At 36.5% G+C, this 23,895-nt stretch carries 25 protein-coding genes and 5 tRNA genes; 25 read left to right on the forward strand and 5 right to left on the reverse strand.

Annotated elements, in window-relative coordinates:
• Positions 1–86 precede the first annotated feature (86 nt).
• From AC570I_RS01660 to AC570I_RS01670, 3 genes are all read left to right on the forward strand, one after another.
• Positions 87–1,511 (forward strand): beta-helix domain-containing protein, encoded by a 1,425-nt coding sequence (locus tag AC570I_RS01660; protein WP_497403833.1) that lies wholly within the window; start codon positions 87–89, stop codon positions 1,509–1,511.
• 142 nt (positions 1,512–1,653) lie between these two features.
• The gene (locus AC570I_RS01665; RefSeq protein ID WP_497403836.1) at positions 1,654–1,935 is read left to right on the forward strand and encodes a hypothetical protein; all 282 of its coding nucleotides are present in this window, start codon (positions 1,654–1,656) and stop codon (positions 1,933–1,935) included.
• A 3-nt stretch (positions 1,936–1,938) separates the two neighbouring features.
• Positions 1,939–2,904, forward strand: a complete 966-nt coding sequence (locus tag AC570I_RS01670; protein ID WP_497403839.1) for a DUF5977 domain-containing protein — start codon at positions 1,939–1,941, stop codon at positions 2,902–2,904.
• A 98-nt stretch (positions 2,905–3,002) separates the two neighbouring features.
• Here the strand turns inward: AC570I_RS01670 and AC570I_RS01675 are convergent, their stop codons facing one another.
• Complete coding sequence (locus tag AC570I_RS01675) at positions 3,003–3,317, reverse strand: hypothetical protein (RefSeq protein ID WP_497403842.1); 315 nt, start codon at positions 3,315–3,317, stop codon at positions 3,003–3,005.
• A gap of 142 nt (positions 3,318–3,459) precedes the next feature.
• Between AC570I_RS01675 and AC570I_RS01680 the strand changes: the two genes are divergently transcribed.
• On the forward strand, positions 3,460–3,612 hold the full coding sequence (locus AC570I_RS01680; RefSeq protein ID WP_497403844.1) for a hypothetical protein: 153 nt from the start codon (positions 3,460–3,462) through the stop codon (positions 3,610–3,612).
• On the opposite strand, the gene AC570I_RS01685 is transcribed toward AC570I_RS01680, so the two are convergent.
• The 3 genes from AC570I_RS01685 to AC570I_RS01695 form a co-directional block, all read right to left on the reverse strand.
• A complete protein-coding gene (locus AC570I_RS01685; protein WP_497403847.1) occupies positions 3,609–3,884 on the reverse strand; it encodes a hypothetical protein in 276 nt (91 codons plus the stop codon). The genes AC570I_RS01680 and AC570I_RS01685 overlap by 4 nt on opposite strands.
• 106 nt (positions 3,885–3,990) lie before the next feature.
• Complete coding sequence (locus AC570I_RS01690; protein ID WP_497403850.1) at positions 3,991–5,175, reverse strand: hypothetical protein; 1,185 nt, start codon at positions 5,173–5,175, stop codon at positions 3,991–3,993.
• 491 nt (positions 5,176–5,666) lie between these two features.
• Positions 5,667–7,418, reverse strand: coding sequence for a bifunctional lysophospholipid acyltransferase family protein/GNAT family N-acetyltransferase (locus AC570I_RS01695; protein ID WP_497403853.1), 1,752 nt, complete (start codon positions 7,416–7,418; stop codon positions 5,667–5,669).
• Positions 7,419–7,511: 93 nt separating this feature from the next.
• Between AC570I_RS01695 and AC570I_RS01700 the strand changes: the two genes are divergently transcribed.
• Positions 7,512–8,408: a ComEA family DNA-binding protein gene (locus AC570I_RS01700; protein WP_497403858.1), complete on the forward strand. Its 897-nt coding sequence runs from the start codon at positions 7,512–7,514 to the stop codon at positions 8,406–8,408.
• 359 nt (positions 8,409–8,767) lie between these two features.
• Positions 8,768–9,919, forward strand: coding sequence for an acyl-CoA dehydrogenase family protein (locus AC570I_RS01705; protein ID WP_497403864.1), 1,152 nt, complete (start codon positions 8,768–8,770; stop codon positions 9,917–9,919).
• 127 nt (positions 9,920–10,046) lie between these two features.
• On the opposite strand, the gene AC570I_RS01710 is transcribed toward AC570I_RS01705, so the two are convergent.
• Positions 10,047–10,424: a hypothetical protein gene (locus AC570I_RS01710; RefSeq protein WP_497403869.1), complete on the reverse strand. Its 378-nt coding sequence runs from the start codon at positions 10,422–10,424 to the stop codon at positions 10,047–10,049.
• Positions 10,425–10,593: 169 nt separating this feature from the next.
• Here AC570I_RS01710 and rpsU point away from each other — a divergent pair, with 169 nt between their 5' ends.
• From rpsU to rpoB, 19 genes are all read left to right on the forward strand, one after another.
• A complete protein-coding gene (gene rpsU, locus AC570I_RS01715; RefSeq protein ID WP_039481995.1) occupies positions 10,594–10,788 on the forward strand; it encodes a 30S ribosomal protein S21 in 195 nt (64 codons plus the stop codon).
• A 153-nt stretch (positions 10,789–10,941) separates the two neighbouring features.
• On the forward strand, positions 10,942–11,826 hold the full coding sequence (locus tag AC570I_RS01720) for a phage lytic cycle repressor MrpR family protein (RefSeq protein ID WP_497403878.1): 885 nt from the start codon (positions 10,942–10,944) through the stop codon (positions 11,824–11,826).
• Between the two features lie 14 nt (positions 11,827–11,840).
• Positions 11,841–12,188 (forward strand): ribosome hibernation-promoting factor, HPF/YfiA family, encoded by a 348-nt coding sequence (gene hpf / locus AC570I_RS01725; protein WP_047798117.1) that lies wholly within the window; start codon positions 11,841–11,843, stop codon positions 12,186–12,188.
• Positions 12,189–12,418: 230 nt separating this feature from the next.
• Positions 12,419–12,491, forward strand: a tRNA-Thr gene (locus AC570I_RS01730).
• Between the two features lie 38 nt (positions 12,492–12,529).
• A tRNA-Tyr gene (locus AC570I_RS01735) sits at positions 12,530–12,612 on the forward strand.
• Between the two features lie 88 nt (positions 12,613–12,700).
• A tRNA-Gly gene (locus tag AC570I_RS01740) sits at positions 12,701–12,773 on the forward strand.
• 85 nt (positions 12,774–12,858) lie between these two features.
• Positions 12,859–12,930, forward strand: a tRNA-Thr gene (locus AC570I_RS01745).
• Positions 12,931–13,048: 118 nt separating this feature from the next.
• A complete protein-coding gene (tuf, locus tag AC570I_RS01750; protein WP_047798116.1) occupies positions 13,049–14,236 on the forward strand; it encodes an elongation factor Tu in 1,188 nt (395 codons plus the stop codon).
• Between the two features lie 56 nt (positions 14,237–14,292).
• A tRNA-Trp gene (locus AC570I_RS01755) sits at positions 14,293–14,366 on the forward strand.
• Positions 14,367–14,457: 91 nt separating this feature from the next.
• Entirely contained in the window at positions 14,458–14,655 is a 198-nt protein-coding gene (secE, locus tag AC570I_RS01760; RefSeq protein ID WP_029279332.1) for a preprotein translocase subunit SecE, read from the forward strand.
• A 9-nt stretch (positions 14,656–14,664) separates the two neighbouring features.
• Positions 14,665–15,204: a transcription termination/antitermination protein NusG gene (nusG, locus tag AC570I_RS01765; protein WP_010601093.1), complete on the forward strand. Its 540-nt coding sequence runs from the start codon at positions 14,665–14,667 to the stop codon at positions 15,202–15,204.
• Between the two features lie 545 nt (positions 15,205–15,749).
• Positions 15,750–16,145 carry a hypothetical protein gene (locus AC570I_RS01770; RefSeq protein WP_497403882.1) on the forward strand — a complete coding sequence of 132 codons (396 nt, stop codon included), beginning with the start codon at positions 15,750–15,752 and terminating at the stop codon, positions 16,143–16,145.
• Positions 16,084–16,866: a hypothetical protein gene (locus AC570I_RS01775; protein ID WP_497403884.1), complete on the forward strand. Its 783-nt coding sequence runs from the start codon at positions 16,084–16,086 to the stop codon at positions 16,864–16,866. Before AC570I_RS01770 ends, AC570I_RS01775 begins: the two co-directional genes overlap by 62 nt.
• A gap of 9 nt (positions 16,867–16,875) precedes the next feature.
• A complete protein-coding gene (locus tag AC570I_RS01780) occupies positions 16,876–17,445 on the forward strand; it encodes a hypothetical protein (RefSeq protein ID WP_497403888.1) in 570 nt (189 codons plus the stop codon).
• Between the two features lie 324 nt (positions 17,446–17,769).
• The gene (gene rplK / locus AC570I_RS01785; protein WP_010601094.1) at positions 17,770–18,213 is read left to right on the forward strand and encodes a 50S ribosomal protein L11; all 444 of its coding nucleotides are present in this window, start codon (positions 17,770–17,772) and stop codon (positions 18,211–18,213) included.
• Positions 18,214–18,233: 20 nt separating this feature from the next.
• Positions 18,234–18,932 carry a 50S ribosomal protein L1 gene (rplA, locus tag AC570I_RS01790; protein WP_025143259.1) on the forward strand — a complete coding sequence of 233 codons (699 nt, stop codon included), beginning with the start codon at positions 18,234–18,236 and terminating at the stop codon, positions 18,930–18,932.
• Between the two features lie 2 nt (positions 18,933–18,934).
• The gene (rplJ, locus tag AC570I_RS01795; RefSeq protein ID WP_497403892.1) at positions 18,935–19,456 is read left to right on the forward strand and encodes a 50S ribosomal protein L10; all 522 of its coding nucleotides are present in this window, start codon (positions 18,935–18,937) and stop codon (positions 19,454–19,456) included.
• A gap of 65 nt (positions 19,457–19,521) precedes the next feature.
• The gene (rplL, locus tag AC570I_RS01800) at positions 19,522–19,899 is read left to right on the forward strand and encodes a 50S ribosomal protein L7/L12 (RefSeq protein WP_010601097.1); all 378 of its coding nucleotides are present in this window, start codon (positions 19,522–19,524) and stop codon (positions 19,897–19,899) included.
• Positions 19,900–20,056: 157 nt separating this feature from the next.
• A complete protein-coding gene (gene rpoB, locus AC570I_RS01805) occupies positions 20,057–23,860 on the forward strand; it encodes a DNA-directed RNA polymerase subunit beta (protein ID WP_497403895.1) in 3,804 nt (1,267 codons plus the stop codon).
• The last annotated feature ends 35 nt before the right edge of the window (positions 23,861–23,895 follow it).

A 23,895-nucleotide genomic window follows, 5' to 3' on the forward strand; every position in this document is an offset into this window, starting at 1 on the left:
ACGTTAATTCTTAATAATTAATTAAAGCAGTGTTAATGCATGGGTAATACCATAATAACACTTTTGATGAAAGTAAAAAAAACAAAATGAAAAAACAATTATTACTTTGCGCAATGAGCGTAATGGTCTTTTTAGCAAGCTGTTCTAAAAGTACTGAAGATGATGATTACACGCCACCAGTAGACGGTAATACTGTTGAGGTAAAAGGTGATATTACTGCGAGCACTTCTTGGACTGCCGATAAAATCTATCTTTTAAAAGGAAATGTATTTGTAACCAATAATGCAACTTTAAATATTGCTCCAGGTACAATTATTAAAGGGGATAAGGCAACTAAAGGTGCCTTAGTTATCACCAGAGGTGCTAAAATAAATGCAGCTGGTACTGCTGATAAACCAATTGTATTTACTTCAAGTATTGCAGCGGGAGCTCGTGCGCAAGGTGATTGGGGTGGTGTAATTCTATTAGGAAAAGCCATAAATAACGTAGGTACATCAGTGCCAATTGAAGGTATTTCTGATGATACTGAAAAAGGTAAGCATGGTGGTACTGATAATGCAGATAATTCAGGCGTAATGCAATACGTACGTATTGAATATGCAGGAATTGCATTGAGTCCTGATAATGAAATTAACGGATTGACTTTTGGATCAGTTGGGTCTGGTACAACTATTGACCACATCGAAGTGTATCGTTCAGGTGATGATGCTTTCGAATGGTTCGGTGGATCAGTTAATTGTTCATATTTATTAGCAATTGATACATGGGATGATGATTTTGATACAGATAATGGATATTCAGGAAAAGTACAGTTTGGATTAGCTCAACGCTTATCTGTGACAGCCGATGTATCTGGTTCTAATGGTTTCGAATCTGATAATAACTCATCTGGAAGTAATGCAACTCCCCAGACTTCAGCAGTTTTCTCAAACATGACTATTTTAGGTCCTGTGGGTCAAGGAACAGTGAATGCAAACTTTCAACATGGTGCTCAAATTCGTCGTAATTCAGCGATTAGCATTTTCAACTCAGTTTTTGCTAACTACACAGAAGGTGTTTTCTATGATGATGAGAGACCGGCTGCCCCATCAACAGTTAATTCTTCAAGTAATTTAGTTGCCAATACATCAGTATTCGCTAATAACTTGATTTTTAATTCAAATGGTAAATCAAACCAAGTTAAAGCAACAAATTCTGCTACACTTGCAATTATCACTCCATTATTAACTGCTGCTAACACTTTTAATACAGCAGATATAACTGCTGCAACATTTGTAGATGCATATAAATATTCATCTGATATTTCTACGAAAATTGGAAGACCAAACTTTACCTTAGCTACTGGTTCTAGTGCTGCGACAGGTGCTTTATTTACTAATGCCAAACTAGCTGCTAATTTTGATAAAACTGTAGCATTTAAAGGTGCTTTCGGTACAACAGACTGGACTGCTAACTGGGCTCATTTCGATCCTCAATCATTAGCATACACCACTCCAGGTGTTGTGAGATAGTTCTTTTACAATCTTTTTATATATAAAAGCCTATGTCAAAAGACATAGGCTTTTTTTTTGGAGATTATACAATTCAAAGATTTACTACTATTTGATAATAATTATTTTATTTTCAAGTAAAGTGGTGATTTTATTATTGTATATGAAAAAAATAAAAATTAGCACACTCAAAATTGCCATGGTTGGAATTTTGTTGTCATCTTCTTTACATGGGTGTAAAAAAGATGAATTTGAGGATCAACTTGTTTCAATCCAAAAGGTTGATGTCAAAAGTATTAAGGAATTGAAAGAGTTTATGGCAAGAATGGGTAATATACCTGTTGATTCTATCGGTTATGATTTGGAAACTGAACAGTTCATTTGGAGAGGTAAGAATCAAATTAGTAAGAAAGATTTATTAGACGTTTATCAACAAAATAATTAATACATGAAATCAATACGTCAATATCTCTTTGTACTTATTTCAATATTATCGATTCAAATTTGTAGTGCACAGGTCAATGTAATATCGTTCAAAGTTTTAGATCAATATCTAATTGATGGAAAAATTTCAATTAAGAATACTTCTACGACCCAAATCAAATTTGAAGTCATGTTTAGTACTGCAAGAGATAGTCAAGGTAATCCTAAACCAGGCAATTTAACTACCGTATTAGGAACAATTAATGGTAATGGACAACTTGTGTACTTATCAAATGAGCAACAAACATCTTCGACTGAATTTTCTGCCAGTAATACATTTTTAACTAAAACTTATACAGTAAACATAGAGAAATCAAAACTTTCGAGTAGTGGTATAGTAGATCTTGTCCAGTTGCGTGACGGATCTTTGCCTGTGAATAGCTCGAAACGATATAATTATTTAGTCGAAAATGTAACCTATTATAGTGTGAGTAAATCACAGCTTTTTAAGCGCAATAATTGTTCAACAAATTATGTCGGAAGTTCTGTAACTTATACAGTGCCAGCCAACAAATATTCTTCAACTATTTCTCAAGCAGATGCAGACTCAAAGGCTCAAAATGAAATCAATTCAAATGGACAAAATTATGCTAACTCTAATGGAAGTTGCTTAATCAGCTACGATAATTGGATTACATATTTAGACACATCGATGAAATATGGTTCTGATTGGTCATGTGGAATAATATGGAATAATACATTAGTTAATACATCCACAGTTTCATTTCACGTTTATCAAAATGATATTTTTAAAGGAATTGTTAAAAGTAATGTTTCCAATAATGATAGTGGCGGAACGACGACTATAGATTTTACTAATCTTGTTGACATAAGTGGACATACATATTATAACATAAAAATAAAAATGGTGTCTGATTCTGATCCTAATATTTATGATTTTTTTGGTCCATTTAATATGCAAGTAGATTAGCCATGTGCTTACATTTAGTAAGAATTCATTATGTTAATCTTATCGATTAAACACAAAACGCCAGAAGCAATTCTGGCGTTTTGTGTTTAATAAGATATTTATGAAACTGTCTTGGCAGTTTTAATTTTCTTTCCTGAAGCTTTAGGCGCTTCCACCACCAACGGGCTCTCTACTACTAAAATCTCCTCCACTTCGTCTTCTTTTACAAATGGAGTAATTGAATCATCTACTGGCTTTAACGAAATTTTCTTAGAAAGTTGTTTTGCAAATTTCTCAATCACTTTATCTGTTTTTTTTGCTTTACCAAACGGGGCGAGAACTTTGTTAAATGCAACTGCTAATCTTGATTCTAATTCTTTACGTGCTTTCTTATTCGCCGAAATATTCTTCGACTTTGTTTTGTGCTTTTTCATTTAACTCTTTTAGGATTTACGCAAAGGTAAATGATCGCAAGATTAAATTAATATTATGATTATGTTAACTGCCTGAAGCAGTGTTAACATCTACAATATTTGTGGTAAATTACTAACTCACGTTTTAATAGAATACTGGAATATGAACTATCCTGTAATTATTGCTGTACTGATCCTGGTAGCTACCTTAATCATTTATCTGATTAAAAGGAACGAGAAGGATAAAAAGGATTTTGAAGAAGAGGTGCTTGAATCTGAAACGCCAACAGCGAATGAGGATAAAGAAAAACTTTAAAAGCCGGTTCCACTCGCTAATTCCCCTCCTAAATCCAATGCATTCTGGAAGGTTTCAAGATATTGCAACAGGTGACGCTCAGCATTAGCATAAGAATTGAATGTTGAAGCGGGCTCATATGCATCAGCTTCTGCATTGGTTTTGTAGAAAAGGCTCGTTTGAAATACAAAGGTATCCGCATCATTAATGGGTGACATTATTCTCGCCTTAACAGAATGGCCATGAATTTCAACATAAAATTCTTTTAATATAGAATAAATTATCGCCGACATAGGATTGACATTTTAAATTGCCATCTAAAGTACCATAAATATGGCGGCGATTTTTTGCCTAACGATATAGTTACTTATTGATAACCATAAGTTAATATAGCGCCCGTTAATTTTTAGTCAGGGGTTCATAAGCATACACCACCTCAAACTTGATGTTTTTAAGCCTGGATGAAAGCTGTCCGATCTTTAAATCCTGCTTCTGTGGGGTAGGTTCGCAATAAGAATACTTTTTGCCATTGTATAAAACAAAATCACCTATCGGCTTATCGAACTGCACTGCCATTGTGAGGTGTGTTGGATAGAGAAGCGCAATCATAGGCAGGTTGTAGATTTCTTTGACCAGGTAAAAGAAGAGTGCGGCGCGATCATCGCAGTCGCTGTAAGTATTTCCTAAAGTTTGCTCCGGTGATAAACGCTTTTCTTTTCCAAAATTTTCATCATCGTTCTCGTATAAAAAGGCATACCTGGTAAATCGCATTAAATAATCCACCCCCTTTTTTTGGTCCATGCCCTTCATATTGTTTTTCAGTGTTGGAACAAGTGAACTATAGGTTTCTCTGCTCAAAGGAATATTAAAATAACTTTCAAAATCTACACCCGGGTAGTTTTTGAAAATGGTCTCCACGTCATCGCTTACTTTCAGTTTGAAATGGTAGGTATTATGTTTAAAGTTAAAGGCAAGCTCTTTTTCTCCGTAGCTTTCAGGTTTAAAGTCTGGCATGCGGGTTACCTTATACGAAAAGGCTGCTTTTGCGTCAGGAATCACAATATCAATAGGCTTATAGCTATCAGCCTGTTTGAATAATTTGCCGTAATCATGATAGTTTAAGCAGGTATACTTATGATCATTTACGATGAAATAGGGGATATCACGTATATCTTCATTATTTCTGACATAAAAAATCACCTGATTATTTCCTACAGCTAACCTGGCGTCATAGCCGCATTTACTTAACAGAAACCACTTGTATAGCGTATATCGAAAATAATTCTCTGCTTTAGGACTGATTTCCTCTGCTGTTTTTCTAATGAGCTGATAATAAATCCAGTCATTTAGCTTGTGCTCTTTTTGGTAGCCTCTGAGTTGATCGACCAGTGGCAGATATTCAACCGTTGATATTTTCCGGTAAAAGTTTAACACCCCGCTTTCTGAAGCATTGTCACTAACAGCAAGGTTTATCCCTGCAGGCACGTCAAAATTAAAAGTTCCGTCATAGAAATCAAACGAATATTTCTGAGCGCGAACATTCATACACATCATTACCAGACAGATGAATAGACTACATTTCACAAAATATATGTTTAACCTATTTTTCAATTTCCTTTATATTTGGTTATATTAAATTTACATATACTTAACTTAAAATCAACAATTTTTTTATGTTAACAACGACAGGCATTATTGATATTGATTTAACATCAAAAATCCTTTCAACTAAAAAAAAATAATTTTAATGAGTAAAGTATTGTGAATTAAAAAGAAAGTGCTAATTTTGTCACTGCAAGGGGTGAGAGCCTTGCATCACAATCATAAAGATTGAGAGCGTTAATTTAGATAAAGGTTACAACAGCGATTGTTGTAACCTTTTTTATTTAGTCACTTGCGCGAAATCAATTGCTCAGAAACATCCAAAAAAGATAATATTTATAATCCTGGCTTAACTTGCTGTTAATACGATTGATTCATATTTGTGCCATAAATTACTTGGTTAGTATTTATAAAGTTTAGGTTAGTTGATAACAAAATACCCGGATGGATGTCCGGGTATTTTCGTTTTAAACTTATAGGTTTTTTCCAAGTTTTTCCAGCATCTCTGGTGGAATGTTGTGGGTGTCGACCACAAGAAAGCCATCAAGGCAATCAGAAAATTTCGGATCAATGTTGAAAGAAATGATTTTGGCATTTAAATTCATGTACTGTCTGAGCAACACGGGGATTTTTATATGCGAGTTTTCAATATCTCCAATAATACTATCCAGGTCCTTAAATGATTCACTGCTGTCTACCAGCGTATCTGTGGAAATTGGAAGAAGGTCGGCTTTGAACTTATTTCTGGGTTTTACATATTTCGCCATTTCATAATCGAAATGGTTTTTAGTAATATAATCAACAATGAGTGCCTTACTGAATTTTGAAAAATTATTGCTAATGCTTACTGGACCAAACATAAAACGGTATTGCGGATTATCAATCAGGTATTTCAATATCCCTTTCCATAAAAGGAAAAGTGGGAGTGGTTTTCCCTGATATTCTTTTCTGATCCACGATCTGCCCAGTTCAATCCCTTGTTTAAGCATAGGATAAAATTGATCTTTCATTTTAAAGAGCTCGGAAAGATAGAAACCACGACGGCCCATGCTTTCTAAAATCTCATCACCTTTGCCGATGCGGTAAGCGCCAACAATATTTTCCAGATCTTTATCCCATATAAATAAGTGATTATAATAAATGTCGTAGTTATCAAGGTCGATTTTTTTATTTGTCCCTTCCCCAACTTCCCGGAAAGTAATTTCTCGTAAGCGACCTATTTCCCTTAAAATATTAGGTATTTTTAAGGTAGGGACAATATAAACCTCATAGTTTTTTTCAGACCATACCCTGAAATCTTCGAGTGTGGTTACCTCTTGTTTAATTAAAACCCTTGAAGTTTCTTCAATTACTTCAACTGGTTTTTTCTTGATTTTGAAAAGCTTTAGCGGATTGAATAATTTTTTTTCCTGATCTAAGCCTACACCTAATGCATAAGTACGCGCACGAAGAAAGTCCATTAACTTGTTGCTGCTGTTCATGTGCGATACCTCAGCAGGCGCGATGGGCTTTCCAACTCTAACTTTAATAGCGAGACCTTGTTTATTTAAAAATTCTGAAGGAAGTTTCGCCGTACGTAAAGTAGGGTGAATAAAACTTAATATATTAAACAGTACGCCGTTATTTCCGTGGAAATAAATAGGTACAACAGGAACCTTTGCCTTGGCAATTAATTTTCCTACAACAGGATGCCACATCCTGTCGGTAACCTGCTGGGCATCCAGTTTAAAAGTAGAAACTTCACCAGCGGGGAAAATTCCGATGGGCGTACCGTTTCTGAGTAAATCGAATGTTGTTTTTAGTCCGCTGATGCTTGAGGAATGCTGAACATTTTCAAACGGATTAACAGCCACAAAAAATTCATCAAGGTTGGGGATTTTTTTCAAGATGAAGTTAACCATCACTTTTGCGTCAGGTCTCACTGTACATAACAGCTTAACAAGAGCAAGCCCTTCAACCCCTCCGTAAGGGTGATTTGCGATGGCGATAAACGGACCGGTTTTAGGAATACTGTTAAGGTCGTCTTCATCAAACTCTATAGAAACGCCAATGGTTTCTAAAATTTTATCTACAAATTCCAATCCTTTAAAGTGTTGATTCTGAGCGAAAACATCGTTGATGTCATTAAGCTTCATAATCTCCATTAATAAGCCTGCTAAACCTGGTACACCTAGCTTATCGATCTTAGTTGCCTTGGCAAACTCAGACGTCGTAATGATCTTCATATAAAATTCTTAGTAGTTGATATTGCAGAACCGAATCAGTTTTGCAATCCCAAAAATAAGATTTAAATTTATAATAAACATGTCATATCAAATATGAGGCTTTGGCTGAACAAATATTTTGGATTTAGTAAGCGTGAATTTAACGGCTTGTTACTGCTTGTTTTGATCATCGTTGCATTAAAAGCCGCGCCATTTTTTTACGGCCTTATCAAAACAGAAGAAAATGATAGTAAAGCATTATCATCTCAATTGGCCAAAATTGAAATCACTGACAACGATATTAGTGTTAATAATGTCAAAGGATTTACGCCCACCTTTAAAAAGAAAAGTAAACTTTTTAAGTTTGATCCAAACCAACTGAATGCCGGTGGATGGCAATTACTGGGTTTATCGCCAAAGCAGGCACAAGCCGTTGTTAATTTCGTATCCAAGGGTGGAAAATTCCGTAAGGCGGAAGATTTACAGAAGATGTATACCATTTCGCCAGAGATGTATCAAAGGCTTTTGCCCTTTGTTGTAATCGAACCTCAATCCGGCAGTGGACCACATTATCAATCTGCCTACGTCAAAAAGGAATTTGTTAAGAAACCAGCCGTAGTGATTGATATCAATCATGCTGATTCCGCTGAGCTGGAGGAAGTAAAGGGAATAGGCTCCTCATTGGCACGGCGTATTTACAAATATAGAGATCGGCTGGGAGGCTTTTACAGAAAGGAGCAACTACTTGAGGTATATGGTCTTGATTCCAGCCGTTATAATAAAATCAAAGATCAGGTTAAATTAGGCCCGGCAGTTTATAAAACGGTAAATCTCAACATCGCACAGGCTGAGGATATCAAGCGCATTCCGTATCTTAGCTATAAGCAAATTAATGCCATTATACAGTATCGTAAGCAACATGGAGCTTACGCTTCAATAGCAGACTTGAAAAAAATTGTAATTTTGAATCAGGAACTAATTGAGCAGATATCGCCTTACATTTCGTTCTGAATGATCACCATTAGATCTCATTACACTCCGTATTAACCCCGCCTTTTACCCGCATTATTGCCACTTTTTGTCCACCAATGCCTGTATGTCACTATACATATAGTCCGCTAATGCTAAGGTCACGACCGGGGGTAGATCACCATAGTACCCAGCTTCACTTTTACTGAATCTCAGAGTATACTTTACAATACCGAAAAAAAATCGCTTAAAATTTTTATTTATTTAAGCGTTGTAGGTTGATGGTTCCGATATATTGAACCAAATACCATTTCATTCTGCCAAAACACGAATATTTTATGGTAATTAACTATGAAATAAATGTTTATAATTGCTGTCACTAACTTATAAATATAAATCTGATGAGCCTGAGCTTTAATTTTTCTGTTACAGAAACTCAGCAAAGTGTAAGGGCAATGGTCCGCGATTTTGCTGTGAAAAATATCCGTCCGAATTTGATGGAATGGGATGAAGCGCAGTTTTTTCCAGTAGAATTATTTAAGCAGCTGGGAGAATTGGGTTTAATGGGCGTTTTGGTGCCTGAAGAATACGGTGGTTCGGGTTTGGGTTATCAGGAGTACGTCGATGTAATTGTTGAAGTAGCAAGGGTTTGTGGATCAATTGGCCTATCGCTTGCTGCCCACAACTCACTTTGTACCGGTCACATTCTGGCTTTTGCAAATGAAGAGCAGAAGCAACGATGGTTACCAAAACTTGCGACAGCGGAGTGGATTGGGGCATGGGGATTAACTGAAGCCAATACCGGCTCGGATGCTTTAAGAATGATGACCACTGCCGTAGAAGACGGTAATGATTACATTATAAATGGTTCTAAAAACTGGATTACCCATGGTAAAAGCGGTGATATCGCAGTGGTAATGGTGAGGACCGGAGAGCAGGGCAGTTCTAAAGGTATTTCGGCTATTGTAGTAGAAAGAGGTACTGCCGGTTTTTCTGCAGGCAAGAAAGAGAATAAATTGGGGATGCGGGCCTCCGAAACAACGGAAATGATTTTCGATAATTGCCGTGTCCCTAAAGCCAATCTGCTGGGGAACGCCGGTGAAGGTTTTAAACAGGCGATGAAAGTTCTGGATGGTGGAAGAATTTCGATAGCAGCATTGGCACTCGGAATAGCAAAAGGTGCATTCGATGCTGCTGTAGATTATTCGAAAGCACGCCACCAGTTTGGGAAACCCATATCTGAATTCCAGGCCATCAGCTTTAAACTCGCTGATATGGCTACCGAAATTGAAGCTGCTGAGCTGCTCATCAGGCAGGCTGCTGATTTGAAAAACAGGCACTTGCCTATGACTAAAGAATCGGCAATGGCAAAATATTTTGCCTCGGAAGTATCTGTGAGGGTGGCGACAGAAGCCGTTCAGATATTTGGAGGCTATGGCTATACCAAAGACTTTCCGGTTGAGAAATTTTACCGCGACAGTAAATTATGCACAATAGGGGAGGGTACGTCCGAAATTCAAAAGATCGTAATTGCCCGGGAAATACTGGGTTAAGCTCAAAGTCGGAGCTATGTTAGGCAAAGTCCTTTAGCCTGATATTTAAGAAACAACAAACCAAATATATTATGAGTAATCCGGATGGTTTAACTACCTCCGGATTTTTTTTTCTATAAACCAAAGTTTATTCCTTTGCGGTTAAAATACTGTCCACTACGTAAACGCTAAAACCGCGCCATGGCAAAGAATTTTTATATTCTTTGTAATGTAGCTCATAAAATTTGCCACTATTTGCCATCATCTTTTCAGCAATTGCTTCACTGGAGATAGAAAATTCGAATTCGTTATTCTGCAACGTTCCGGTTTGCCTGGATCTGACCCCGCTCTGAATCAGTTTTCCCTCGTAGGTTTTAAACAGGTAACCCTTTTTTACCACGTAGTTCAGTTCGCCCGCTTTAACACCTTCGCCGAAAACAAAGAAATAACGATAATATACAACTGCGGCAAGTATGATGATCACCAGAACAGCAATGATGGTGATGGCTTTTTTTCCTTTTGTCATAGAGATTTGAATCTAACGATAAATGTAATTAAACAATATCGGAAATACGTTAAGCCCGGGTTAAATTTTCTTTTTAAAAATCTTTCTCATTTTCAATTATTTGCTTACATTTGCAGCCCGTTAACACGGTAGAAATTTAAAAAAACACGAGAGGAGGTATTTCAGCGTTATGATCATTATCAACATTAAAGACGGCGAATCATTGGATAAAGCCCTAAAACGTTTCAAAAAGAAATTTGAAAAAACAGGTGTATTAAGAGAACTACGTAGCCGTCAGGCATACGAGAAGAAATCCGTTACTCGTCGTACTGAAATTAAACATGCTGTTTACATTCAGAACATGAATCAAGATACAACTTCATAGTTTGTTCAAGATATATACATTAAAGTCCTTCTGGTAACCGGAAGGACTTTTTTGTTTTAAGCTGTTTTTTAAATTACAGTAAACAATAAATTAATGATTTCTTTATGTCAAAACTATTTGTAACTTCATATTACACCTAGCAGGAGATACTGAATGTTATTAAAAAGCTTTGTTACCTATTTGACTCACGAAAAGCGATACTCCGCACATACCGTTGCCTCTTATCAAACCGATTTGAGCCAGTTCGAAGCATATATTGAGTCTGAGTTTGAATTGGAGTTTCTTGACGTTAAACATACTCATCTGCGAAGCTATATGGTGGAATTAATGGAGAAGGAAGCTTCTGAAAGTACCATTAACAGAAAAATATCTGCCCTTAGAAGTTTTTATAAATTTCTTTTAAGAGAAGGCAAGCTTGAGCAAAATCCTGCAGCTTTAATCAAAGCGCCTAAAATACCTAAACGTTTGCCTGTTTTTCTGGAGGCACAGAAGATGGATCTGCTCCTGGATTCTGAAGTTTACTTCAATGACGGTTTTGAGTCGCAGCGCGATCACCTGGTGTTAGAACTGCTTTTCGGAACCGGAATGCGGCTGGCAGAACTCATCCAGTTGAAAGATCAGGATATTGATAGTTATTCGGCAACAATTAAAGTGCTGGGCAAAAGAAATAAGGAAAGAATTATTCCGGTAAGTAAACAGCTTATTAATCAGTTAAATAGCTACATCGATTTAAAAAAGTTGCAGAAATTTAATAACAATTTGCTTAACTTAATCGTTACCAATACAGGTGCCGCGGCATATCCGAAGTTAATATACCGCATCGTTACCTCATACCTAAACCATATATCTACCCATGATAAGAAAAGCCCGCATGTATTAAGACATAGTTATGCTACCAGCTTATTGAATGCAGGAGCAGATTTAAATGCAATAAAAGAACTTTTGGGGCATGCAAGCCTGGCGGCTACTCAGGTTTATACGCATAACTCAATTGAAAGATTAAAAACAATTTATAAACAAGCCCATCCAAAGGCGTAAAAAAAGGAGGAAAAATGAAAATCGGAGTTCAATCAATCCACTTCAGTGCAGACAGTAAGTTGTTAGACTTTATTCAGAAGAAAGCCAACAAGCTTGATCAGTTTTTCGACCAGATCATTAGCGGGGAAGTGTATTTAAAATTAGAGAACGTAGAAGATGAGGCCAATAAAATTAGTGAGATAAAACTCATTGTGCCGGGCGGAACACTGTTTGCTAAAGAACAATGTAAGTCATTCGAAGAGGCGACCGATCTTGCAATCGAGTCATTAAGAAAGCAGATTACTAAACATAAAGATAAAACACGCGCAAAATTAAGTGAACATAAAGCAATTTTAAGCGAAAGCGAAGCATCTGATTATTAAGTGAATATTCAGATAATCGATAAAAACAGAGATAGCGGACTAAAAAAGTTCGCTATTTTTTTTCAAAATAATTTTGAAGTGAAATATAAGTGTGTATATTTGCATTCCCTTTCGGAAAGGGCGTTAAGCCAGGAAGAAAAAGGGTAGTTCTTTAAAAAGATAAACTTTTAAAAAAACACGTTAATTGTAGGAGAAATGAAGATTTTTCGTATAATTGCAGAAAATTAAAAGCCTCCTTAGCTCAGCTGGTAGAGCAACTGACTTGTAATCAGTAGGTCATTGGTTCGATTCCGATAGGAGGCTCTTTTTATGTTAAAGTGTTAACATTTTAAGATAAAGTTGGGGAGATTCCAGAGCGGCCAAATGGGACAGACTGTAACTCTGTTATCGCAAGATTTCGAAGGTTCGAATCCTTCTCTCCCCACTAAATCTAATGAATGAATGAGTGAGCAGGAAAATGAGTGAGTGTTAGCATTCGTCATTCAATAATCAATCAATCTTCATCGGTAAAAGCGGAAGTAGCTCAGTTGGTAGAGCGATAGCCTTCCAAGCTATAGGTCGCGAGTTCGAACCTCGTCTTCCGCTCATTGTAGGTTCATTAGTGAATTTGTTCATCGGTTTTAGTAAACTGATGAACGCATTACAACTGAACTAATGAGCTTTAACAAAAGCCGAAGTAGCTCAGCGGTAGAGCACTTCCTTGGTAAGGAAGAGGTCGTGGGTTCAAGTCCCATCTTTGGCTCAGGTATAATAAAGCTTTGTTAAATCTGTTACATATACAGAAGAAACAAAGTTTTTTGTGTTGAAATAACAAAAAATAAAATAATAAAAAGTTAACCTACTAATTAGTTATAAATAAAATGGCAAAAGAAAAATTTGACCGCAGTAAACCGCACTTAAACATCGGTACAATCGGTCACGTGGATCACGGTAAAACAACTTTAACAGCAGCTATTACAAAAGTTTTAGCTGATGCAGGTTTATCTGAAGCACGTTCATTCGATTCAATTGACTCTGCTCCAGAGGAAAAAGAAAGAGGTATTACTATCAATACAGCTCACGTTGAGTATTCAACAGCTAACCGTCACTATGCACACGTTGACTGTCCAGGTCACGCGGATTACGTGAAAAACATGGTTACTGGTGCTGCTCAAATGGACGGTGCAATTATCGTTGTTGCTGCTACTGATGGTCCAATGCCACAAACTCGTGAGCACATCTTATTGGCTCGTCAGGTTGGTGTGCCTTCATTAGTTGTATTCATGAACAAAGTGGATATGGTTGATGATCCAGAATTATTAGAATTAGTTGAAATGGAAGTTCGTGAATTATTATCATTCTATGAATTCCCAGGTGATGATATTCCTGTAATCCAAGGTTCTGCTTTAGGTGGATTAAACGCTGATCCGAAATGGGTTGGTAAAATTATGGAATTAATGGATGCTGTTGATAGCTACATTCCAATTCCTCCACGTTTAACTGATCTTCCATTCTTGATGCCAGTTGAGGACGTATTCTCAATCACTGGTCGTGGTACAGTAGCAACTGGCCGTATCGAGCGTGGTGTAATCAACTCTGGAGATCCGGTTGAAATCTTAGGTATGGGTGCTGAGAACTTAAAATCTACAGTAACTGGTGTTGAGATGTTCCGTAAAATCCTAGATTACGGTGAAGCTGGTGATAACGTAGGTTTATTGTTACGTGGTATTGAGAAAACTGATATCCGTCGTGGTATGGTAATCTGTAAACCAGGTTCAGTAACTCCTCACACTGATTTCAAAGCTGAGATCTATGTATTATCAAAAGCTGAAGGTGGTCGTCACACTCCATTCTTCAACAAATATCGTCCTCAATTCTATTTCCGTACCACAGACGTAACTGGTGAGATCTCACTAGCTGAAGGAACTGAAATGGTAATGCCAGGTGATAACGTTACAATCACAGTTAAATTAATTAACGCGATTGCAATGGAAAAAGGTCTGCGTTTCGCTATCCGTGAAGGTGGTAGAACTGTAGGTGCTGGTCAGGTAACTGAAATCTTAGCTTAATTTAAGCTAACAATAATATAAAAAGAGCTAGTCGAGGCTAGCTCTTTTTTATACACACGGGAATAGTTCAACGGTAGAATAGAGGTCTCCAAAACCTTTGATCAGGGTTCGAATCCTTGTTCCCGTGCCAAGTATAATGATTGAATTAGTGAAGTTTTAACGATTGAATGTATCTTCATTCTCTCTATCACTAACTCAATCATTTAATCATTATAATAAATATGGCTAAAGTAGTTGAGTTTATAAAAGAATCGTACGATGAAATGACCCAGAAGGTTACATGGCCAACCTGGGGCGAATTACAAAGTTCGGCAATTCTTGTGTTGGTAGCTTCTTTGATTATTGCATTGGTTATTTTTGCAATGGATAAAGGTTCTACATTTGTATTAGATACTTTTTATAAATCACTTTCTAATTAATATATACTAATGAGCGATCTAAAGTGGTATGTTGTAAGAGCTGTTAGCGGTAAAGAAAAGAAAGTAAAACAGTACATTGATGCTGAAATCAGTCGTTTAGGTTTCTCTCATCTGGTTCCTCAGGTTTTAATACCAATGGAAAAATATTACCAGATGAAAGATGGTAAGAAAATTGCCAAAGAACGTAACTTTTATCCTGGTTATGTTTTAATCGAAGCAACATTAGATGGAGAATTAGAACACATTATCAAAGGTATCAATAGTGTTATTGGTTTCCTTGGTGATAAAGCTGGTAATCCAATCCCGATGCGTCAGGCAGAGGTTAACCGCATTTTAGGTGTGGTTGATGAAATGAGTGAGCAAGGCGAAACCATGAATGTGCCTTACTATGTAGGTGAGAACATCAAAGTAATGGATGGGCCTTTCAATGGTTTCTCAGGTATTATCGAAGAGGTAAACGAAGAGAAGAAAAAACTGAAAGTAATGGTTAAAATCTTCGGTCGTAAAACACCTCTGGAGCTTAACTACATGCAGGTAGAAAAAGAGTAATCCGAATTACCATTTTTATCAAGATATTAAAAGCTTTCCTGAACAGGGAAAGCTTTTTTGCGTTGGTAATATTTTGTGTTATTGTAATTTAATGACAAATTAATTATCGTAAAAAAATTATTTGTATATTTGGTTAACTGATCTCTCAAAGAATCATTCATTCTAATAATCTAAGTTAACAAAATGAGGAAAATTTATGCTTTGTTTAAGCAGTGTCTACTGGCTTTAACTCTATTATTTATTGCTACTATTGGTATTTATTCTTGTAAGAAGGATAGGAAGTCATCAATAAATCAAGATTCAAAAGAAATTATCGCCGATGCTAAAAGTTATTTTGAACAAGAAATCTTAAATAAGAGTCTTCGTATACCCAATGATCCAAATTTTAGGCATAGTATAATAAAGAAACCAGTTTGGTCAAAATCTGTTATCCGGAAGATTTCATTGGGTGATGCTGTTGTTGACCTATAGTATTTGATGAGGATATTTTTACAATAGACAAAAGCAATACATATAAAAGCCTTTTAAGCAGAACAAGCTACTTAATGATTTATAAAGATAAAAAAGAAAATATGCATGCTGAATGGGTTACTCTTTTAAATATAAATGTTAAAAAAGAACGCAATGAGCATTTTTCAGGGATAGCAGTTATTGAGGAATGGAATGGTAGTTTTAAAAAGGCATTCGCATTTGATGGTTTAGGCAATTATGAAAAAATGTCTTTAAGTTCATCTATGACTCGACAAAAAATTAGCTATAGTCGTTCAGTAACTTGTGTAACAATACCACATTATAGCACAATTACGGTTGGGGGGGTGTCTACCCCCTCATTTAGAGGATCTGAGACTTTTTGCTATGGAAGTTTTGAAAATAGCGGAGATGAAGGAGGAGATGGAAGTACTTATGGTTATGGGCATAGTGGAGGCGAGCAACAAAGATGAGGAAGTTGATCCTAGTAATTATCCATTATATTTTATTGATTGCAACGGTGATATAGATGGTAGTGCAATTATAGATGATAATTGTGGTTGTATTCAAGGAAATACAGGAATTCAAAGTTGTGCAGATATCACAGATAAAATTAAAAATAAGTGTTTAGATTCAGTTTGGCTAAAGATTAGTGGAAATCTTGATAGTAAAATTGTAAATATTTTAACAAATACTTTTGGGACCAACGATAAAATAAATTTCAAAATTGTTGATGGTAATATTGATGGTGGCTACTCGGCGAAAACAGAAGTTGTTACGGATAGAGTGAATAGTGATGGTATTCATGTATTCGATGTGAAAGTAACGCTTAATAAAAATACCTTACCATCAGCCTCACAAGAATTTATTGCTACTACAATCGTGCATGAAATTATGCATGCATATTTTGATTCACAAAAAACATATTATACACAACAATTTCAGCAACATAGAAACATGGCAGAAAATTATATAGATGATTTGAAAAACGCTGTACAAGCCATATATTCTAATTTAGATGACAAAGCAGCCTACGCATTAATTTTAAATGGTTTTGGTGATATATTCAAAAATGATTTGACTTATTGGAATTCCTTAGTTTCTAAATATGAACTGGATACTGCGCAAATCATAAATATAAGAGACGATTATAAAAATCATAATTCAGGAACTAAGACGGCATGTTCACAATAATCGGATTTTATGAAAAAAATAATCTTTATCATTAGTATAATTTGTTTACTTACTTTTAGATCAAAAGCTCAGGGTACTTTAACAACATTAACATCTTTAAATGTTTCTGATCTCAGTAATTATATTTCTGCAAATTATAAGCTAGAGGAAAAGACACTTGATACCCTGTGCTTGTACACTACGGTATTTATGAAATTTAAAGTTGCGGCGAACGGCAAAATAGTTGAGCTAGCACTCTCTGAAAAGACTCCAAATGTGATTAAAAAAGGTTTGAAAAAAGCTATAGAATCTTCTAACGGTCATTGGAGTAATGCAAATACTGATTTGGAATATTTTTCCAAAAAGACATTTATCTTGCCTATTGTGCTATTCTACGGAAGGGGGTGTGAGATTGGGAATGGAGAGTTAGAGATTAATATTTCTGAGGAAAAAAGAGCACAAGAATATAGAAAAATAAATAATACTGCACGAAATGCGAATTATGCTGTTATGGATATTTTGAAATCTAATGGTAAGTACTTAAATATGTTAGAATGTGTAATTCTTTCTCCACTAACAATGGGAGCCAGTGGTTATTAAATTCATTTATTATACTCAATTGAAGTGGCAATACATCTAGAGTAGTTAAGTAATTTTTGATGTCACATCACTTGTAAATCAGCTGAATATGTTCTTGAACAAATTAAATCGAAAAATTATTTAAAATGTATTTACAATAAAAGAGTCAGTAAACAGCATTATTCTTTGTTAGTTTATTTTAAAATATATTTCTCTCAATATGTTGTGTATCTGTAATATTATCCATATCTTTGCAGTCCTTTTAGTTTTATAGGAACATAAAGGAATTAAATGTTACATGCTTCCAATATTTAACATTGAGTTTTAAATAAATAAAAACACAAAATGGCAAAAGAAGTCAGTGCAATGATCAAATTACAGATCAAAGGCGGAGCGGCAAATCCATCGCCACCAGTAGGACCTGCATTAGGTGCTAAAGGGGTGAACATTATGGAGTTTTGCAAACAGTACAACGCTCGTACCCAAGATAAAGCAGGTAAAGTATTGCCAGTTGTAATTACTGTTTATGCTGATAAGTCATTCGATTTCATCATCAAAACCCCTCCGGTAGCTATCCAGTTAAAAGATGCTACTAAATTACAGAGTGGTTCTGCTGAGCCTAACCGTAAGAAAGTTGGGTCGGTGACCTGGGACCAGATTAAAGTTATTGCTGAAGATAAAATGCCTGATTTAAATGCATTTACAATCGAATCTGCAATGAGTATGGTTGCTGGAACAGCACGCAGTATGGGAATCACCGTTTCTGGTGACGCACCCTGGAACAATTAATTAAAAAACAGTTTACAACAGTGGCGAAATTAACTAAAAATCAAAAAAAGGCACATGCTAAAATAGAAGCTGGTAAAGCTTATACTTTGAAGGATGCTGCTGCTTTGGTAAAAGAAATCACTACTACTAAATTCGATGCTTCAGTTGATATTGATGTATCTTTAGGTGTAGATCCACGTAAAGCCAATCAAATGGTACGTGGTATTGCTACTTTACCACACGGAACAGGTAAAACTGTACGTGTTTTAGCTCTAGTAACTCCTGATAAGGAAGAAGAAGCGAAAGCAGCTGGCGCAGACTTCGTTGGTTTAGACGAGTATGTTGCTAAAATTGAAGGTGGTTGGACCGATGTAGACATTATTATCACAACACCAGCTTGTATGGCTAAGGTAGGTAAATTGGGCCGTGTTTTAGGTCCAAGAAACTTAATGCCTAACCCTAAATCTGGAACAGTAACCAACGAAGTTGGTAAAGCTGTAACAGAGGTTAAAGCAGGTAAGATTGATTTTAAAGTAGACAAAACGGGTATCATACACGCCTCGATAGGAAAAGTATCATTCCCAGCAGATAAAATTTATGAAAACGCACTTGAAATCATTCAGGTAATTTCTAAATTGAAACCATCTGCTGCAAAAGGAACTTATTTTAAAAGCATTCACGTGTCTTCTACAATGAGTCCTGGGATTGCAATTGAAACCAAATCAGTAGCGGGGATCTAATCATGAACAGAGAAGAAAAAAACGAAGTAGTTTTAGAACTACAAGGACAAATGCAAGAGTATGGCAATTTCTATATCGCTGATACTTCTAGCCTTTCTGTTGAGCAGATTAATAACATCCGTCGCAAATGTTTTGAAGGCGATATTATCATGAAAGTGGCTAAAAACTCTTTAATCCGCAAAGCGATTGAAGGTTTAGATGGCGACGCTTCAGAGATATATGACGCATTAAAAGGTTCATCATCATTATTATTCTCAAGAACAGCTAACGCTCCGGCAAAGTTGATCAAAGCCTTGAGAAAAACATCTGATAAACCTGTGCTTAAGGCAGCATTTATAGATTCATCAGTTTATGTTGGCGACGACCAATTAAATACCTTAGTAAGCTTGAAATCAAGAGAAGAGCTTATCGGAGATATCGTTGGATTATTACAGTCACCAGCTAAAAATGTTCTATCAGCGCTTCAGTCAGGCGGTAACAAAATTGCAGGAATTGTTAAAACTCTACAAGAAAGAGAAGGTTAACGAACACCTTAAGTTCGCAAATTAAACAAAATTATTTTTACGTAAATTTTTAAAATCTTAATAAAATGGCAGATTTAAAAGCGTTTGCTGAGCAATTGGTAAACTTAACAGTTAAAGAAGTTAATGAATTAGCTCAAATCTTAAAAGACGAGTATGGTATTGAGCCTGCAGCTGCTGCTGTAGTTGCTGGTCCTGCTGCTGGTGGTGATGCACCTGCTGCTGCTGCAGAAAAAACATCATTTGATGTAATATTAAAAGAAGCTGGTGGTCAGAAATTAGCAGTTGTAAAACTTGTTAAAGACTTAACTGGTTTAGGTTTGAAAGAAGCTAAAGACTTAGTTGACGGTGCACCAAAAGAATTAAAAGCTGGTGTTGCTAAAGACGAAGCAGAAGCTCTTAAAAAACAATTAGAAGAAGCTGGAGCAGTAGTTGAAATTAAGTAATCACTTAATTTAGCTAAGCTAAAAATGTATTAGACACCGACTGAAAATGTTGGTGTCTTTACCTGTTTATAAACATCTCATTTTGTTTGGTTAATGAGATTGTTTAAAACCCAAACCAAACAAATAGTTTATTCTTAAACTAAAATCTTTTAGTCCATTGGCAAAGACAGTCGAACAAAGAGTAAATTTTGCAACTAGTAAGCACATTATAGATTATCCGGATTTTCTGGATGTGCAATTGCAATCATTCAGAGAATTTTTCCAGATAGATACCACTTCAGACGATCGCTCTAGCGAGGGTTTGTTCAAAGTGTTTGCTGAAAACTTTCCAATAACAGATTCAAGAAATATCTTCGTATTAGAGTTTCTTGATTATTTTGTTGATCCGCCACGTTACGATATACATGAGTGTATTGAGCGTGGATTAACCTACAATGTTCCATTAAAGGCAAAGCTAAAGCTTTCTTGTAATGACGTAGAGCATGAGGACTTTGAAACCATCATTCAGGATGTGTACTTAGGTACAATTCCTTATATGACACCAAAAGGTACGTTTGTAATCAACGGTGCGGAACGTGTTATCGTTTCTCAGTTACACCGTTCTCCAGGTGTGTTCTTCGGCCAAAGCCGTCACACCAATGGAACAAAATTGTACTCTGCACGTGTTATTCCTTTCAAAGGATCATGGATCGAGTTTGCTACTGACGTTAATAACGTAATGTACGCATACATCGATCGTAAGAAAAAATTCCCGGTTACCACTTTATTACGTGCTATCGGTTACGATTCTGATAAGGATATCCTTGAACTTTTCGATCTTGCTGACGAAGTAAAAGTTAGTAAATCAGGTTTAAAGAAATATATCGGTCGTAAACTGGCAGCAAGGGTTCTAAAGAAATGGGTTGAAGATTTTGTAGATGAAGATACAGGTGAGGTAGTTTCTATCGACCGTAATGAAGTGATTCTTGAAAGAGAAACCGTTCTAGAAGACGAACACATTGATATGGTTATCGAGGCTGGCGTGAAAAGCATCATCTTATCTAAAGAAGATGGCGCAAGTCAGGCAGATTATACCATTATTTATAATACATTACAAAAAGATACCTCTAACTCAGAGAAAGAAGCAGTTGAAAACATCTATCGTGCTTTGCGTAACGCAGAACCACCTGATGAGGAAACTGCCCGTGGTATCATTGACCGTTTATTCTTCTCAGATAAACGTTACGATTTAGGAGATGTTGGTCGTTACCGCATCAACCGTAAATTGAAAATGAATACCCCTGATGAGGTTAAAGTTTTAACGAAAGCAGATATTATTGCAATTGTTAAATACTTAATCAAACTGATCAACTCAAAAGAAGAGGTGGATGATATTGACCACTTATCTAACCGTCGTGTACGTACGGTAGGTGAGCAGTTATATGCGCAGTTCGGTGTTGGTTTAGCCCGTATGGCCAGAACTATCCGTGAGCGTATGAACATCCGCGATAACGAGGTGTTTACCCCAACGGATTTGATTAACGCACGTACGTTGTCATCGGTAATCAACTCTTTCTTTGGTACAAATCAGTTATCTCAGTTCATGGACCAAACGAATCCATTGGCAGAGATTACGCACAAACGCCGTTTATCAGCTTTAGGTCCAGGTGGTTTATCACGGGAGAGAGCTGGTTTCGAGGTACGTGACGTTCACTATACGCACTACGGTCGTTTATGTACAATCGAAACACCAGAGGGACCAAATATTGGTTTGATTTCATCACTTTGTGTGCATGCTAAAATCAATAACTTAGGTTTTATCGAAACACCTTACAAACGTGTTGAAGATGGTAAAGTTGTTGTTGATTCAGACGTTATTTATTTATCTGCAGAAGATGAGGATGGTAAAACTATCGCTCAGGCCAATGCAGAGTATGATGACAGTGGTGTGTTTACAACTCCACGTGTCAAGGCACGTTATGAGGGTGACTTCCCGATTATTGAGCCTGAGAAATTAGACTTAATGGACGTTGCACCTAACCAGATTACTTCAATTGCTGCTTCGCTAATTCCGTTCCTGGAACATGATGATGCGAACAGGGCGTTGATGGGATCAAACATGCAACGTCAGGCTGTACCTTTGTTGCGTCCTGAAGCGCCGATTGTTGGTACAGGTTTGGAAGGTCGCGTTGCACGTGACTCGAGAACTTTGATCAACGCTGAAGGTGATGGAGTTGTAGAATATGTAGATGCTAATGAAATTACCATTAAATATGAACGCGATGAGAATGATCGTTTAGTTTCATTTGAAGGTGATAGCAAAACTTACCGTTTAATCAAATTCAAAAAAACCAATCAGAATACTTGTATTAACTTGAAACCTATTGTTAAAAAAGGTCAGAAAGTTACTAAAGGACAAGTTCTGTGCGAAGGTTATGCAACTGAAAATGGTGAGTTGGCATTGGGTAGGAACTTGAAAGTGGCATTCATGCCTTGGCAAGGTTTCAACTTTGAGGATGCGATTGTAATCAATGAGCGTATCGTTCGTGATGACGTTTTCACTTCATTGCATATTGAAGAGTTTGAGTTAGAAGTACGTGATACTAAACGTGGAGAAGAGGAATTAACACCAGATATCCCGAACGTTTCTGAAGAGGCTACAAAAGACCTGGATGAAAACGGTATTATCCGTGTTGGTGCTGATGTAAAAGAAGGTGATATTTTAATTGGTAAGATTACACCGAAAGGCGAATCTGATCCTTCACCTGAAGAAAAATTACTACGTGCTATCTTTGGTGATAAAGCAGGTGACGTTAAAGATGCGTCTTTAAAAACACCTCCTTCAATCCAGGGTGTGGTAATTGATACCAAGTTATTCAGCCGTGCAAAGAAAACGACAAAAGCTGAAGAAAAATCAGCTATTGAGAAGTTAGATAAAAACTATAACAACGCAACTGATAAATTGAAAAATGAATTGGTTGATAAATTGTTCACTATTGTAAATGGCAAAACATCTCAGGGTGTTTTCAATATCTACAAAGAACTATTGGTTGCTAAAGGCGCTAAATTTACTCAGAAAATTTTAACAGACATCGACTATAATCACATCAGCCCAAACAAATGGACTACTGATGATGATAAAAACGAGATGATTAAACTGTTGCTTCACAATTACGGTATCCGTGTTAACGAAGAACTTGGAGCTTACAAACGCGATAAATTCGCGATCAGTGTAGGTGATGAGCTTCCATCGGGAATCGTACAAATGGCAAAAGTTTATGTTGCTAAAAAACGTAAATTAAAAGTAGGTGATAAAATGGCGGGTCGCCACGGTAATAAAGGTATCGTTGCACGTATTGTACGTGATGAAGATATGCCTTTCTTAGCTGATGGTACTCCGGTTGATATCGTGTTGAACCCGCTGGGTGTACCTTCACGTATGAACCTTGGTCAGATTTATGAAACTATTCTGGCTTGGGCTGGTCAGGAATTGGGTGTTAAATTTGCTACTCCGATTTTTGATGGTGCTACTCATGATGAGGTAGAAGAGTGGATTGCTAAAGCAGGCGTTCCTGCTTCAGGAAAAACCTACCTGTATAATGGTTTAACTGGTGAGCGTTTCGATCAGACTACAACAGTAGGTATTATGTACATGCTGAAATTAGGTCACATGGTTGACGATAAGATGCACGCCCGTTCAATCGGACCATACTCATTAATTACACAGCAACCATTGGGTGGTAAAGCCCAATTTGGTGGTCAGCGTTTTGGTGAGATGGAGGTTTGGGCATTAGAGGCATTCGGTGCTGCTAATATTCTTCAGGAGATCTTAACCGTTAAATCGGATGATGTAATCGGAAGAGCTAAAACCTACGAAGCCATTGTTAAAGGTGAGAACCTGCCAACTCCTGGTGTACCAGAATCGTTCAACGTATTGGTACATGAGTTACGCGGTTTAGGTTTAGATATTACGTTAGATTAACTAAGGTAGAAGGTAAAAAGGTAGAAGGTTGAGGG

It is taken from the genome of Pedobacter sp. A2324 (assembly GCF_059693705.1).